At 66.0% G+C, this 13,219-nt stretch carries 17 protein-coding genes and 1 pseudogene; 10 read left to right on the forward strand and 8 right to left on the reverse strand.

All coding sequences use genetic code 11. The annotated features are described in order from the left end of the window. The first annotated feature begins 41 nt into the window (after nucleotides 1–41). The 6 genes and pseudogenes from sucC to ACV7NQ_RS25305 all read left to right on the forward strand — a co-directional run bounded on the left by sucC (nucleotide 42) and on the right by ACV7NQ_RS25305 (nucleotide 4,551). Nucleotides 42–1,211 (forward strand): ADP-forming succinate--CoA ligase subunit beta, encoded by a 1,170-nt coding sequence (sucC, locus tag ACV7NQ_RS25280; RefSeq protein ID WP_463361914.1) that lies wholly within the window; start codon nucleotides 42–44, stop codon nucleotides 1,209–1,211. A gap of 5 nt (nucleotides 1,212–1,216) precedes the next feature. Next, a complete protein-coding gene (sucD, locus tag ACV7NQ_RS25285; RefSeq protein WP_463361915.1) occupies nucleotides 1,217–2,107 on the forward strand; it encodes a succinate--CoA ligase subunit alpha in 891 nt (296 codons plus the stop codon). A 174-nt stretch (nucleotides 2,108–2,281) separates the two neighbouring features. Next, nucleotides 2,282–2,404 (forward strand): DUF7427 family protein, encoded by a 123-nt coding sequence (locus ACV7NQ_RS25290; protein ID WP_463361916.1) that lies wholly within the window; start codon nucleotides 2,282–2,284, stop codon nucleotides 2,402–2,404. Nucleotides 2,405–2,508: 104 nt separating this feature from the next. Then, a pseudogene (locus ACV7NQ_RS25295) lies at nucleotides 2,509–2,619 on the forward strand (hypothetical protein); the annotation flags it as partial. A gap of 103 nt (nucleotides 2,620–2,722) precedes the next feature. Further along, complete coding sequence (locus ACV7NQ_RS25300) at nucleotides 2,723–3,340, forward strand: dihydrofolate reductase family protein (protein ID WP_463361917.1); 618 nt, start codon at nucleotides 2,723–2,725, stop codon at nucleotides 3,338–3,340. 302 nt (nucleotides 3,341–3,642) lie between these two features. Then, nucleotides 3,643–4,551, forward strand: a complete 909-nt coding sequence (locus ACV7NQ_RS25305) for an NADP-dependent oxidoreductase (protein ID WP_463361918.1) — start codon at nucleotides 3,643–3,645, stop codon at nucleotides 4,549–4,551. Between the two features lie 11 nt (nucleotides 4,552–4,562). Here the strand turns inward: ACV7NQ_RS25305 and ACV7NQ_RS25310 are convergent, their stop codons facing one another. Next, nucleotides 4,563–5,036, reverse strand: a complete 474-nt coding sequence (locus ACV7NQ_RS25310; RefSeq protein ID WP_463361919.1) for a hypothetical protein — start codon at nucleotides 5,034–5,036, stop codon at nucleotides 4,563–4,565. A gap of 237 nt (nucleotides 5,037–5,273) precedes the next feature. Continuing rightward, the gene (locus tag ACV7NQ_RS25315; protein ID WP_463361920.1) at nucleotides 5,274–5,780 is read right to left on the reverse strand and encodes a TetR family transcriptional regulator C-terminal domain-containing protein; all 507 of its coding nucleotides are present in this window, start codon (nucleotides 5,778–5,780) and stop codon (nucleotides 5,274–5,276) included. Nucleotides 5,781–5,861: 81 nt separating this feature from the next. Between ACV7NQ_RS25315 and ACV7NQ_RS25320 the strand changes: the two genes are divergently transcribed. Further along, nucleotides 5,862–6,152, forward strand: a complete 291-nt coding sequence (locus ACV7NQ_RS25320; RefSeq protein ID WP_463365812.1) for a hypothetical protein — start codon at nucleotides 5,862–5,864, stop codon at nucleotides 6,150–6,152. Between the two features lie 21 nt (nucleotides 6,153–6,173). Here the strand turns inward: ACV7NQ_RS25320 and ACV7NQ_RS25325 are convergent, their stop codons facing one another. Both ACV7NQ_RS25325 and ACV7NQ_RS25330 read right to left on the reverse strand, forming a co-directional pair. Further along, the gene (locus ACV7NQ_RS25325; RefSeq protein WP_463361921.1) at nucleotides 6,174–7,136 is read right to left on the reverse strand and encodes a threonine/serine dehydratase; all 963 of its coding nucleotides are present in this window, start codon (nucleotides 7,134–7,136) and stop codon (nucleotides 6,174–6,176) included. A gap of 47 nt (nucleotides 7,137–7,183) precedes the next feature. Continuing rightward, a complete protein-coding gene (locus tag ACV7NQ_RS25330; protein ID WP_463361922.1) occupies nucleotides 7,184–7,954 on the reverse strand; it encodes a dienelactone hydrolase family protein in 771 nt (256 codons plus the stop codon). Between the two features lie 300 nt (nucleotides 7,955–8,254). Between ACV7NQ_RS25330 and ACV7NQ_RS25335 the strand changes: the two genes are divergently transcribed. Further along, nucleotides 8,255–8,743, forward strand: coding sequence for a hypothetical protein (locus tag ACV7NQ_RS25335; protein WP_463361923.1), 489 nt, complete (start codon nucleotides 8,255–8,257; stop codon nucleotides 8,741–8,743). A 6-nt stretch (nucleotides 8,744–8,749) separates the two neighbouring features. Here ACV7NQ_RS25335 and ACV7NQ_RS25340 read toward each other — a convergent pair whose 3' ends face one another. Beyond that, nucleotides 8,750–9,319, reverse strand: coding sequence for a dihydrofolate reductase family protein (locus tag ACV7NQ_RS25340; RefSeq protein WP_463361924.1), 570 nt, complete (start codon nucleotides 9,317–9,319; stop codon nucleotides 8,750–8,752). Nucleotides 9,320–9,706: 387 nt separating this feature from the next. On the opposite strand from ACV7NQ_RS25340, the gene ACV7NQ_RS25345 reads away from it, so the two are divergent. Further along, on the forward strand, nucleotides 9,707–10,342 hold the full coding sequence (locus ACV7NQ_RS25345; protein ID WP_463361925.1) for a helix-turn-helix domain-containing protein: 636 nt from the start codon (nucleotides 9,707–9,709) through the stop codon (nucleotides 10,340–10,342). Here ACV7NQ_RS25345 and ACV7NQ_RS25350 read toward each other — a convergent pair. Both ACV7NQ_RS25350 and ACV7NQ_RS25355 read right to left on the reverse strand, forming a co-directional pair. Beyond that, nucleotides 10,332–10,733, reverse strand: a complete 402-nt coding sequence (locus ACV7NQ_RS25350) for a VOC family protein (RefSeq protein ID WP_463365813.1) — start codon at nucleotides 10,731–10,733, stop codon at nucleotides 10,332–10,334. The genes ACV7NQ_RS25345 and ACV7NQ_RS25350 overlap by 11 nt on opposite strands. A gap of 67 nt (nucleotides 10,734–10,800) precedes the next feature. Next, nucleotides 10,801–11,214, reverse strand: coding sequence for an arsenate reductase ArsC (locus tag ACV7NQ_RS25355; RefSeq protein ID WP_463361926.1), 414 nt, complete (start codon nucleotides 11,212–11,214; stop codon nucleotides 10,801–10,803). Nucleotides 11,215–11,624: 410 nt separating this feature from the next. Here ACV7NQ_RS25355 and ACV7NQ_RS25360 point away from each other — a divergent pair, with 410 nt between their 5' ends. Next, nucleotides 11,625–11,855 carry a hypothetical protein gene (locus ACV7NQ_RS25360; RefSeq protein ID WP_463361927.1) on the forward strand — a complete coding sequence of 77 codons (231 nt, stop codon included), beginning with the start codon at nucleotides 11,625–11,627 and terminating at the stop codon, nucleotides 11,853–11,855. A gap of 28 nt (nucleotides 11,856–11,883) precedes the next feature. Here the strand turns inward: ACV7NQ_RS25360 and ACV7NQ_RS25365 are convergent, their stop codons facing one another. Beyond that, nucleotides 11,884–13,179 carry a D-arabinono-1,4-lactone oxidase gene (locus tag ACV7NQ_RS25365; RefSeq protein ID WP_463361928.1) on the reverse strand — a complete coding sequence of 432 codons (1,296 nt, stop codon included), beginning with the start codon at nucleotides 13,177–13,179 and terminating at the stop codon, nucleotides 11,884–11,886. Nucleotides 13,180–13,219: the final 40 nt, after the last annotated feature.

Below are 13,219 nucleotides of genomic sequence, written 5' to 3' on the forward strand. Positions count from 1 at the left end.
AAACTCTTTTCGCCAGATTGCATACAGTCTACAATATTCATATGGACCTGTTTGAGTACCAGGCAAAGGACTTGTTCGCCGCGCATGGTGTGCCGGTGCTGGCCGGCGCGGTAGCGAGTACCCCAGAAGAAGCGCAAGCTGCGGCCGAGCGGATCGGTGGCCAGGTCGTGGTCAAGGCCCAGGTGAAGACTGGTGGCCGCGGCAAGGCTGGTGGTGTGAAGCTGGCCAGGAACCCGGTCGAGGCCAGGGAGAAGGCCGGGGCCATCCTCGGTTTGGACATCAAGGGCCACGTCACCCGCCGGGTGTTGGTAACCGAGGCGTCGGAGATCGCGGAGGAGTATTACGTCTCCTTCCTGCTGGATCGCGCCAATCGCACCTTCCTGGCGATGGCCTCGGCAGAGGGCGGAATGGAGATCGAGCAACTGGCTGCGGAGCGGCCGGAGGCTTTGGCGAAAGTGCCGGTGGATGCCATCACCGGTGTCGACAAGGCCAAGGCCAAGGAGATCCTCGCCGCGGGCAGGTTCCCGGAGGACATCGTCGACCAGGCGGCCGACGTCCTGGTGAAGTTGTGGGCGACCTTCGTCGCCGAGGACGCCACGCTGGTTGAAGTCAATCCGCTGGTTCGCGACCGGCAGGACAAGGTCGTTGCCCTGGACGGCAAGGTCGCCCTTGATGAGAACGCCGCATTCCGGCAGCCAAAGCATGCCGAGCTGGTGGACAAGCAGGCCGAGGACCCGCTGGAGGCCAAGGCCAAGGCCAAGAACTTGAACTACGTCAAGCTGGACGGCGAGGTCGGCATCATCGGCAACGGCGCTGGCCTGGTCATGTCCACCCTGGATGTGGTCGCCTACGCCGGGGAGAAGCACGGCGGCGTGAAGCCCGCCAACTTCCTGGACATCGGTGGTGGCGCGTCCGCCGAGGTGATGGCCGCCGGCCTGGACGTCATTTTGAACGACCCGGCTGTCAAGTCGGTGTTCGTGAACGTGTTCGGGGGGATCACCGCCTGCGACGCGGTTGCCGCCGGCATCGTCGAAGCGTTGAAGATCCTCGGCGACGCGGCCACCAAGCCGCTCGTGGTGCGTCTCGACGGCAACAACGTCGAGGAGGGCCGGGCAATCCTCAACGAGGCCAACCACCCCCTCGTCACGCAGGTGGACACCATGGACAACGCCGCCGACAAGGCCGCCGAACTCGCCGCAGCAGGAGCCTGATCCCTATGTCGATTTTCCTCGATTCCAGCAGCAAGATCATCATTCAGGGCATCACCGGGGCGGAGGGCACCAAGCACGCAACCAAGATGTTGCAGGCCGGCTCGAACGTAGTGGGCGGCGTGAACGCCCGCAAGGCGGGCCAAAAGGTCATGATCGCCGGCGCCGAGCTCACCGTCTTCGGCACCGTGGAGGAGGCCATCAGGGAGACGGGCGCCAACGTCAGCGTCATCTTCGTGCCGCCGAAGTACGCCAAAGACGCCGCGCTCGAGGCCATCGACGCCGAGATCCCGCTCGCGGTGATGATCACCGAGGGCATCCCGGTGCACGACTCCGCCTACTTCTGGGCCCACGCCGTCGCCAAGGGCAACAAGACCCGCATCATCGGCCCGAACTCCCCGGGCGTGATCTCGCCGGGAAAGTCCAATGCCGGCATCATCCCCGCCAACATCACCGGCCCCGGTCCGATCGGGCTCGTATCCAAGTCCGGCACCCTGACCTACCAGATGATGTACGAGCTGCGCGACATCGGATTCTCTACCGCGGTCGGCATCGGCGGTGACCCGATCATCGGCACCACCCACATCGACGCCCTCGAAGCTTTCCAGAACGATCCCGACACCGAGGTCATCGTCCTGATCGGCGAAATCGGCGGCGACGCCGAAGAACGCGCCGCCGCCTACATCCAGCGACACGTCACCAAACCCGTCGTCGGCTACGTCGCCGGGTTCACCGCCCCCGAAGGCAAAACCATGGGCCACGCCGGTGCGATCGTCTCCGGCTCCGCCGGCACCGCGCAAGCCAAGAAACAAGCCCTAGAAGCCGTCGGCATCAAAGTCGGCGAAACACCGACCGAAACCGCGGAACTCGCCCGGTCGTATGGTCCCTGGCTGCAATGACAGTCATCATCCTGACATCCGTCGGCGTGTGCACCGCCTTCTGCGTCGAGTGGGGCCGGAGTCGTTGCGAACAGGTGGGCGCTCATGCGTGACAAGGATCTGTGATTACCACGAGCTTGAACGCCAGACAGGCATGGGGCTGTTGTTTGCCGACGTGCTCGCGTACGAAGTCGGGTGCGAGGAGGGGAGCTTTTCAGCGAGGGCATCGAGCACTGGCAGATGCTTCGGCCACTCCTGGCACCGGCGGTAATCGCTGAACTTGCGCTTCATCTCGGCAACGTGCTGCCCGCGCGATGAGGCGAGTCGTTCGAGGATCTCGTCGGCGGTTTTGGTCCAGGTGAACGGTTTTCGGGTCCTCGTTGTCGCCCGCCGCGCCCACCGGTTCTACCTGCGGCGGCGCAACGGTCATCTCCGGCACGTTGCTGTTCTGGATGGCGTTCGTCCTCACCCGCCCACTCGGCGCCACCGTCGGTGACTTCTTCAGCAAGCCGCACGAGACGGGTGGGTTGGCGCCGGTGACGGACTGAACTCGGGTTCCTGCGATGAATTCTCGGCGCATGTTCCGTCAGAGCTGATGACGCAATAGCGCATCGACTACGCATCAGGAGAAGACCCATGAGGAAGATCACCGCAGGCTTGTTCATAGCACTCGACGGCGTCGTCGAGGACCCGCAGGACTGGCATTTCCCGTACTTCAACGACGAGATGGGCGCCGCCGTCGGATCGCAGCTCGCGACGGCCGACACCCTGCTGCTCGGTCGCAAGACCTACGACAGCTTCGCGGGCGCGTGGCCGGACCGTGAGGCGGCGGGCGAGGCTGACGCCGAGATGGGCAAGACGCTCGGCGACGCGCGCAAGATCGTCGTGTCTAACCAGGATCTGGAGTTCACCTGGCGCAATTCCGAACAGCTCGAGGGCGACCTCATCGAGTCCGTCCGTGCGCTGAAGAACGAGCCGGGCGCCACCGATATCGCGATGAGCGGTTCGGTCTCCATCGTCCGGCAGCTGCTCGAAGCCGGTCTGCTCGACGAGCTGCACCTGCTGGTGCATCCGATCGCCGTCGGCAAGGGCATGCGGTTGTTCGAGTCGGCCGACACCACGCTTCCGCTGCGCCTGGACTCCTCGCAGGCGTTCAAAACTGGCGTGCTGCATCTGGTCTACGCGCTGGCGGACGCCCCATCCGCCGGTAGCTATGAGGACGCGAAAGCGCATTTGCCACAGGGTGAGCAGTAAGGCGTTCGGCGTAGTCGTATCAGCGGCCTGCGCTGCCGGCGCGAAGATGGGGATCTCCCACCACCACGGCAGCGCGGGCGGCGGCGTTGCCGGACCGCCCGCGACGATCCATTCGCCTTGGACGCTGACTTGGCGCGCGGCCAGCGGTCGGTTGACGTGCTCGATGCTCATGGCGACATCGGCTACTCGACCCGTTCTTGTAGGAGTTACGAGGTAGTGGCAGGCTTGGTTCGAGGTGGTGCGCGACAGGTCGGCGTTGCGCCGAGGGTGTTTTCCAGTACAACCGGCGACTGGGAGGTCAGATGCGGGCAATTGCGTTCGACGAGTTCGGTGGGCCCGAGGTGCTGCAGATCGTGGACATACCGATTCCGGAGCCGGGCGAGGGGGAGGTTCGCGTTGCCGTGCGCGCGGCGGCGGTCAACCCCGCCGATTGGAAGATCCGTTCGGGCACATTGCCTTTCGGTGAACCGTCGTTCCCGCAGTATCCCGGTACCGAGATCGCTGGTGTCGTCGATGCGATCGGTCCCGGCGTCACCGGCGTCGCCGTCGGTGACGAGGTATTCGGTTGGGCGCAAGGCGGTTACGCCGAGTATGCGTTGAGCGGCGCGGTGGCGCCCAAGCCCGCCGGATTGGACTGGGTCGATGCCGTGGCGCTTCCGGTCGCCGTGTCCACCGCGGACGCCGTGCTGAAGCAGCTGCGGCTGCAACCCGGCGAAACCCTGCTGGTCAACGGCGCTACGGGCGCGGTGGGGTCGATCGCGGTGCAGTTGGCGGTCGCCGACGGTGTTACCGTGATCGGCACCGGCTCCCTGGCCAACCAGGACCTGGTGCGGGCCCTCGGCGCCACGCCCACCACTTACGGTGACGGCCTCGCCGACCGGGTGCGCGTCCTCGCGCCCAACGGCATCGACGCCGTCTTCGACGCGGCGGGCCACGACGTGCTCCCGGCCGCCATCGAACTGCGCGGCGGCACCGACCGCATCGTGACCATCGTTGACCCGGCCGCCTTCCAACTCGGCGTCACCTTTACCAGCGCGGTCGGTCCCGAGCGTCCGACCGAACTCGCCGGACAGGTCGCCGAACGCGTCGCCACCGGCGAATTCCGTCTCCCCGGCCCGGCTCGAATCTTCCCGCTGGACAAGGCCGCGGCCGCCCAGGAGGAAAGCGAACACGGCCGCGGTCCTGGCAAAGTCGTGCTGAGGGTGAGCTGAACGCGGCGCTGTTAGCCGGAGTTCCGGCTCAATCGCCTGCTCGAGCGACGGTTCGTTTGTGCTGATTGCTGCGCCGAGTAGTCCAAATGGGCACGGGCACCGTCGAATTCGTTCTGCTCGCGGAACAGCAGCGCGATGGCGCGCTCGTACTCGGCGAGCGCTTGCACGCCGCGCCGATGCGCTTCGGCGCGACCGTCGGCCAGTTGCTTGCGGCGTTCCCACAGTTCGTTGCGGTGCCTGCCGAGCGCTCCGAGCAGTGCGGACTGCTCCGTCTTCAATTCCTGCAGCTCATCGCGGATCACGACCAGCCGATCGATCACGTGTGATGCGGCCGACCGGTTGATGTCGTCAGTCCCGCGGTGTTCGCGGCTCAATAGATCGCGACTGTCCCGCAATTCCGCGGTACGTTCCGCGATCCGCCGCGCTCGCGCACCGATTCCCAGCAGAACGCCGTCGATCGGATCGAGCTCGAGCGACAGATCCACGATTGACCTCCGTTGCCGTGCGATGAATTCGCGCATACCCAGTGGGCGGCGGCAGGGTCCGGGGCCAGCTCGATAACGCGTCCAGGATACGCCCGGCACCCAGTGCGCGCGGCTGGCGGCTGATACCGGTCCGACTGCCGTCGCGGTGTGGGACTGCCGGGCGTCGGCCGTGAAGTCCTCGAGCTCTTCGGGGCGCCGCTATGCTCGAGCGGCGCTGACGACGAAACGGGGGGACAATCACCTCGGTTCTGGGGCCGTCAAGAAGGCATCGACGACGCTGCGGACCTTGGACAGCACGTCGGTATCTCCAAGGCGCAGTGCCGTATTGGCGGCGCACAGCACGGCGTCGATTTGGAAGGCGGCGAGATCGGTGTCCAGTTCGGCGATTTCGCCTGCAATGATGGCGTGTCGCAGTTCGGTGGCGATGGTCGAGACCCAGTCGCGCTGATCTCGGACCAGGGCGTCGCGGACCGGACCGGGGCGGCTGTCGAAGTCGGGCATGTTCGCTACGCGCAGGCAGCCGCCCGCGAACAGTGGCGTTGCGGCGTACACGATCCAATGCTCGACCAGGGCGCGAAGACGTGCTGCGCCATGGGGTTTGGCGCGCGCCGGGCGGATGAGTCGATCTCTCTGATCGGCGCGATCCTCACCGTCGCGGGCCTGGCCATGGCGATCAATATCATGCGCCGTGATCGTCAGCCGTTGCTGGAGTCCTGATCGGGTCGTTGAAACTGGTTGCTGCACAATCTTTCTCGAGCGACCGCTATCATCTGGCTAGGCGTTCGACTGCGTCATCGGCATCAGAAGAGGGGTTCGACTGTGAGCATGATTCTCGCTGCGGCACATGACATATACGGAACAGTCCTCGCCCAGCTGGGCAACCCGACCCCGGAGGCGCCTCCGATCTCGGACAAGATCCTGAAAATGGTCCGCTACTTGACCTGGTTCGTGCTGCTCTCGGGCATCGCCGCCATCACCTATGCCGGTGGCCGCTTCGCCTGGGAGAAGTGGAGCGGCGGCGGCCTGCAGTCACCGAAGATGGTGGCGGGAGCCATGATCGGCGGTGTGGTGGCGACGAGCGCGGGCACCATCATGAACGCGGTGATCGGGACCTAGCAGTTCCGTTCGGGTCGTGGTCTACACCAGGTCCGACGGATCGGTATTGGCGCCGCACAGCACCACGCACACCTTTTCGCCGGTATCGGGCCGGTAGGAGCGTCCAGGGCGGTGGTCGTCTTTGGTCAGCACCGCAAGCGCCGTGGCGGCGGCGTGCTCGACGGAGAGGCGGCGGTCCCGCCACAGTGCGCGGCGGGCGGCGATGATCTCGTTGTCGGAGACCAGCATTGATAGGACGTCGTAGTTCTGGGCGGCGTGCAATGCCATTTCCGTGACGCGCCGGGCGCCGAGGGCATCCGCGGCGATGGAGTCTACCGGCGCGTCGACAACCTGTCCGGCCGCGATCGCGGCGTTGAGGGACCGGCAGTACTCCGGTTCCACCGCCACCGTGCGGATGCCGTAATGATCAGCGGCCGTGGCTATTCCGGCGAACAGTCCGCCGCCGCCGACCGCGACGACGATGGTGTCGAGCCGGGGGAGCTGCCGGTGGATCTCCTCCATCAGCGTGCCCGCCCCGGCTGCGATGAGTGGATTGTCGTAGGCGTGCGACAGCAATGCCCCGCTGGTGGCGGCGTAATCCAGGCAGGCGGCCAGCGCGTCGGCGTATTCGTTGCCGACCAGCCGCACCTGTGCGCCGTAGCCGCGCAGCTTCTCGACCTTCACCGCGGGCGCGTTGGTCGGCACGAACACCGTGGCGGTGACGCCCTGCTGTCGTGCCGCCCACGCGCACGCCAGGCCCGCGTTCCCGCCGGAGGCGATCGTCACTCCGGCCTCCGGCAGCGTGCCGTCGTCGCGGTGCGCCTGGATGAAGTTCTGCGCGCCTCGGGCCTTGAATGTGCCGGTGTGCTGCATGAATTCGAGCGCGAACCACAGCTCGCCCGTACCGGACCTGCCCGGCAAATCCGCGGGCGCGAGAGCGACCGGCCGGACCTGACCGGCGACCCGGTCGATGGCGGCCTTGATGTCGCTATAGGTCAATTCCATTGCGCTCCGTGTGCCGTTTGTGTTCCAGCCATGCGTCGCCTATTCGGTTACGCCGGAGAGAAAGTGCGGTCCAGCAGCGCGAACAGGTCACGCAGATGGCGTTCATAAGCCTCGTTGTCGAAGGCCGGAGTGTCGCGCATGGTGAAGCCGTGCTGCGCATTCGGGTAGAGCACCGAGGTGTATTCGGCACCGGCCGCGTCGAGGGTCCGCTCGAGCAGGGCGATCTGCTCCGCGGGCATGGTCACGTCCTGGTCGGCGTGTGCGATGAACAGTTCCGCGGTGATGCGGTCCGCGGCGTGGTGCGGGCTGTCGGTCGCCTCGTCGACGGCCAGGCGGGCGCCGTGGAAACTTGCCGCGGCCGCTATCCGATCGCCGAATGCGCCCGCGGTCCGCAAGGCGAGTCGACCACCCATGCAGTAGCCGGTCACGGCCAGTGCGCCCGGCGTCACGAACTCGGACGCGCTCAGCCAGTCGAGGTAGGTCTTCGCGTCCTGTAGAGCCTTCTCCGGCGTCAGCGCCTGGCGCGCCGGGCCGAGGGCGGCGAAGAATTCGGCGTGGCCGTTGGGGTTGTCCGAGTCCGGCATCGGTAACAGCGGGGCCCGGCCGGAACGGTAGAGGATGTTCGGCGCCAACACGGTAAAGCCATGTGCGGCGATTGTTTCCATCATCTCACGCAACCAGGGACGCAGGCCGTAGGCGTCCATGAACAACAGCAGGCCGGGATGGGTGTGCCCGTCATCGGGCCGAGCTAGATAGGCGTCGGCGCTGCCGTCGGTCGTGGGAATGTCGAGGGTCTCGGAGATGACTGGCAATGTCATCGGGTTCCTCCAAAACGAGTGGTGACGGGCTGCGGTCGCGGCCCGAACGGTGATCAGGACTCAGCGCGATCCTAGCTCGCGGCGTGCGAGTGAACCCGAACACGGTCGGGCCGACCGATTATCGGTGGAACGCCATCTGCTTTCTCGGCGGCAGCGAAATCGGTCGCGCTCTTCCTATTTGCGGATCAATTGCCTATTTCCGCACCATGTAGTCTGCCTGCATCTGAGAAGTTGTCATGCTCTGTTCGATCGCTGATCCATACCGACGCCTGGTGAGTGGGCGCGAAGAGAGGTTGACCTGTGAAACTGATCTGGATGGCGGCGCCGGCACTGGTGGCTGTCGCGGTGGCGGGATGCTCCGATGCCAAGCCGTCGAGTGCCGCCATGACCTCTACCGTTACCCCGACAACGAATTCGGTGTCGGCAACTGTGGCCCCGAGCGATGTCACCGAACCCAGCGACGGTGTGCGGATAACTTTTGGCGAAACCAAGGAAGTGACCATCCCCGCCGATGCCGTCATGGATATCAAAGTGCCGGCCGAGTGGGGGCCCGCGGCATCGAACCTGCGCTGTACGGTAACCGACAGCACCGGAAGAAACGAAGACCTCCGCTCCTCAGATGTGAAAAAGCAGGAAACAATCGGCGGCAAAGAGTGGCTCACCATTTGGACGTTTTCGTCACCACCCGCCGCCGAGGTCACCGTCGGCTGCAAGGACCCCGACTCGAAGGTGCCCGTCACCGACACCAACTACATCCGCGTCGTGCCGCGCGGCATCACCCCACGCTGAGGCCTGTCAGATGTCGTTCTGGCGCTGGGAGGCCGGCGCCCAGCCCGCCGCGCGGGCTTGCGGCACGCCACTGCGGTCATCGACGGTGTAGACGATTTCCACCGAACCGCCGGGGAGGGCGCGCGAACTCTCGAACGTCAGCCCGGTGTCGGTATCGAGAGCTTCGGTCAATCGCATGCCGCCTCCGACAAAGAACGGCAGCACAACCAATTCGAGCTTGTCCAGCGCGCCGATCGAACGGAATGTCTCGATAGTGCTCGGACCGCCGATCAGGTGGACGGCGCGGCCGCGGTTGGCAGCCCGCAGCTGCTCCAGCAGCCGCACCGGGTCACTGTCCACGGTGACATGCTCGGGCGTGCCCTCCGGCCGATGCGACGCGAGCACGAACACCTGCAGCGTCGGCCACGGCCACCGATCATTGTTCAGTGCGGGCTCGAAGGTCGTGCGCCCCATCAGCGCCGCCTCACACCCCTGCAAGAACTCCGGAATCCCATGGCTCTCACCCGGCACATGGGCCGGATCCACCACCTGCGGCGGCCAACCATTCGGCGTAGTGATGTAGCCATCGGCGCTCATGCACAAACGGGCAAGCATCTGCATCCCGGTCGTTTCCTTCCTCAACGGTTGGCGTCCAGTGTCCAACGCTAGGTAGGACGGCGCAGGCGATCGAAACTCAGCACCGCCGCGCTCAGGTCTGTTCCGTCACCAGACTCAGCAGTCGCAGCGCGATCTCGGTATCGCCGGTGACAGTCCCCGCTCGAGGACCGCAGCGTTGGTGGGATCGAGCTGACGCGTACCGAGGCCGCCCAGCGTGCGCAGGTCGGTGGCCACGGTGGCATCCGCGCCAGGTACGCGCGGTGGAGTGCTCGGAGGTAGCCTCGAATCGTGGTGGGAGCAACGGCGGCGCGGGATTATCGTGAGTGGCCGTCGCGGTTCGACGGGGCGGTGGTGTGGAGTCGCACCGTGACCGAGTCCGGTTTGGGGCTGCCGGTCTTGCCCGATGGGTGTATTGATCTGTTGTGGACCGGCGGCACGTTGTCGGTGGCCGGGCCGGATACCGCTGCGTATCGGCCTGCCGCGGTGGTGGGGACCAGTTACACGGGGATTCGGTTCTTTCCTGGCAGTGCGCCTGCGCTGCTCGGGGTGCCTGCGCACGAATTGCGGGACCGGCGAGTCGAACTCGCGGATTTGTGGCCGGCGGCGACGGTATGGGTACTTGCCGAACAGATCGACGAAGCCGAGGATCAGGCCGCCGCCCTCGAGGCGATCGTGTTGCGGCGGGCGGCCGATACCGAGCCGCCCGATCCGATGATGCGGCGGATTGTGGCGGCCTTGGATTCAGGCTGGTCGGTGGCGGAGACCGCCGAGGCGGCGGGACTCGGCGCGCGGCTGCTGCATCGCCGGTCCCTGGCCGCCTTCGGGTATGGGCCGAAAACACTGGCCCGGGTGCTGCGCTTGCAGCGGGCACTCGCGGTCGCACGCAGCGGGGTGCCGCAGGCCGACACCGCCACCCGCACCGGCTACGCCGACCAGGCCCACCTGGCTCGCGACGTGCGCGAGCTGGCGGGAATGCCGTTGCGCGAGTTGCTCACTCAGTAGTGGGCAGCTGGGCGAACAGGTCGATGCCGTTGCCGTCCGGGTCTTGGATCACGGCGTAGCGCTGTCCCCAGAACGCATCCCATGGTTTCAGCTCGCCGTGATAACCGGCGTCCACGAGTTCGGTGTAGACCGAATCGACCTCGGCCGGATCGGTGCACCGGAAGGCAAGGCCGATCCGGCCCGCCCCGGTGACCGGCTGCCAGTCCGGGTGGAACGACCTGATCACCGCGTCGGTATCGAACGCGACGCGCCCGCCGCCGGGAAGGATGGCTTCGACATGAGGCTGGTTGTCCGAGCCATCCGGGATGACCAGCCCGAGGCGGCGGTAGAAGGCGAGAGAGGCGGCCATGTCGGTGACGACAATGCCGATAACGTCGAGTTGTGGAGTCATATCCGCAGCGTAAGTCGAATCGGGGCGGTCGGTCTTGAACAAATCGGACACTGCAGGGTCCGGGTGCTCAGCCCGCGGTGGTCGGCAGCAACTCGGCGATCAGGTTTTCCACCAGGATGCGGATCCGGTCGCGGATCGAGCGCACGATGGCGATGTCCTCGCCCGACGGGTCGGGCAGCACCCAGTCGCGGTAGCTGATGCCGGGGAAGAACGGACACGCGTCGCCGCACCCCATGGTGATCACGACATCGGACATGGCCACCGCGTCGACGGTCAGGATTTTCGGCGCCTCGTCGGAGATGTCGATGCCCGCTTCGGCCATGACGGTGACCGCTGCCGGGTTCAAGGTGTCGGCGGGCGCGCTGCCCGCGGTGTGGACCTCGATCCGGTCACCGGCGAGCGCGCTGAGAAATCCGGCTGCCATCTGCGAACGGCCCGCATTGTGGACGCAGACGAACAGCACGCTGGGCTTGTGAGCCATGTGCGGGAATACCTTTCAACTGGGTAAATCAGGAGCGGTGCTGGTCGCACTGTCGGGCGCTGCCGGACACTATGTCCGGCGATGCGGGCGGTTCGAGTCGGTCGGGGCACCCAAATGGCGCCGTGAGTGATACGTATACCAGGGCGCCCGCGGACCGGTTGCATGCTCATCGCGTTGCGACGGCGGGCGCGGCCAATGTAGCTGCGGCAATATCGAATCCAAGGGCAAAGCAAACGGGCGCCGGCCACGGGCCGGAGTCGTCGGTGGGGACACGGCCACATCCGAATGCGCATGGAGCAACTACTGAGACAACGATCACGCAATAATCCATAGTGACGATACGCCGGTCCCGGTGTCTATTCGTCGAGCGGTGGAGGAGGTGCTTCGGCCAACAGTTGGATTCGCGCACCATGACGAAGGCCGCGCTGACCGTAGAGGCCAGCGATATCTTCCTGGCCGTCGGCACCTCATTGCAGGTGCAGCCCGCCGCCTCGATGTGCGCGGTCGCCGTCGAAAGCGGCGCCGCCCTGGTCATCGTCAACGCCGAACCGACGCCCTACGACAGCATGGCCACCGAGGTCATCCGCGAACCCATCGGTACGGCACTGCCGCGCCTGGTCTCCGAAATCCTGGCGGACTGAAACCCGCTGCCGCACAGGCTCAGTGCAATCAAACACTACCGAGGACGCGGTTCAAATAGGCGTTGCTGAATCGGCCCTTGGGGTCGAAGCGGCGGCGGACCTCGGCGAAGCGGTCCCAGTCGGGGTAGCGCCGGCTCAGGGTTTCGGCGGTCTGGAAGTGGCGTTTGCCCCAGTGCGGGCGGCCGTTGTATCGGTCGAACACCGCTTCGCAGGCGCGGAAGTACGGCTCGAAGTCCATGCCGCGGTACTGGTGCACGGCGATATAGCAGGTGTCGCGGCCGCCCGCGGGGGAGAGGAACGCGTCATCGGGGGCGACCCAGCGCACCTCGATGGGCATCGGCGTATCGAATGTCGCGGACAGTTCCTTGATTTCGCGGATCGCCGCGGCCGAATGTTCGTGCGGGATGGCATATTCCATCTCGGTGAAGCGAATCAGGCGAGGGGAGGCGAAGACTCGGTAGGAGCGGTCCACCTGGCGGCGGTAGCTGCCCGCGTAGGCGGCGCCGCGATGGATCCACGGCACCAGGCGGGGCTGCCATTTGCCAAGGCGGCACAGCGCGTCGAAGGTGTAGTTGGACATGAGGATATCGGCGAACCAGTCCACCGCCTTGCCGCGCGGCTGTTCCGGCAGGTCGACGGGGTTGTTGCGCTTGGTCATCGCCAGCGGGCTGTGTGCGAACATGTAGAACTCGAAATGCTCGTTGCCCTCGACGTAGGAATCCAGGTCCGCGAGAAGGTCTTCCACCGGGATGGGCCGTTCGATGCCCTCGAGCACGAATGATGGAACCAGTTGCAGGGTGGCCGCGGTGACGATGCCGAGCGCGCCGACGCTGACGCGGGCCGCGCGCCAGCCGTCCGGATCGGTTTCGGCGTTCAGTTCCACCCGGCTGCCGTCGGCGAGCATCAGTTCGATGGAATGCAGTGCGGCGGAAAGGTTTTGCAGGGTGGCGCCGGTGCCGTGAGTGCCGGTCGCGGTGGCGCCCGCGACGCTCTGTACGTCGATATCGCCGAGGTTGGGGAAGGCCAGCCCGTGCGGGTGCAGCGCATTGCTCGCGGCGTTGAGGGTGATGCCCGCTTCCATCCGGGCGCGTCCGGTAGTGCGGTCCACGTCCAGGACGCGATTCATGTTCGTGAGATTCAGCAGCACGCCGTCGGTGAGAACGGTGTCGGTGAAGGAATGGCCGGCACCCGCGACGCGTACAGTCTGTCCGGCTGCGGCGGCGCGGCCGAGGATCTCGGCCACCTCGTCGGCGTTGCGCGGGGCTGCCATGGTCGCCGGCGCACAGTATTGATCGCCAGCCCAGTTCACCCACGAGTTGGTCATGTGTCCAACATTAAGGGACGCGTGTGACCCGCGCTACCGT

Source organism: Nocardia sp. Tas62D01 (assembly GCF_055232035.1).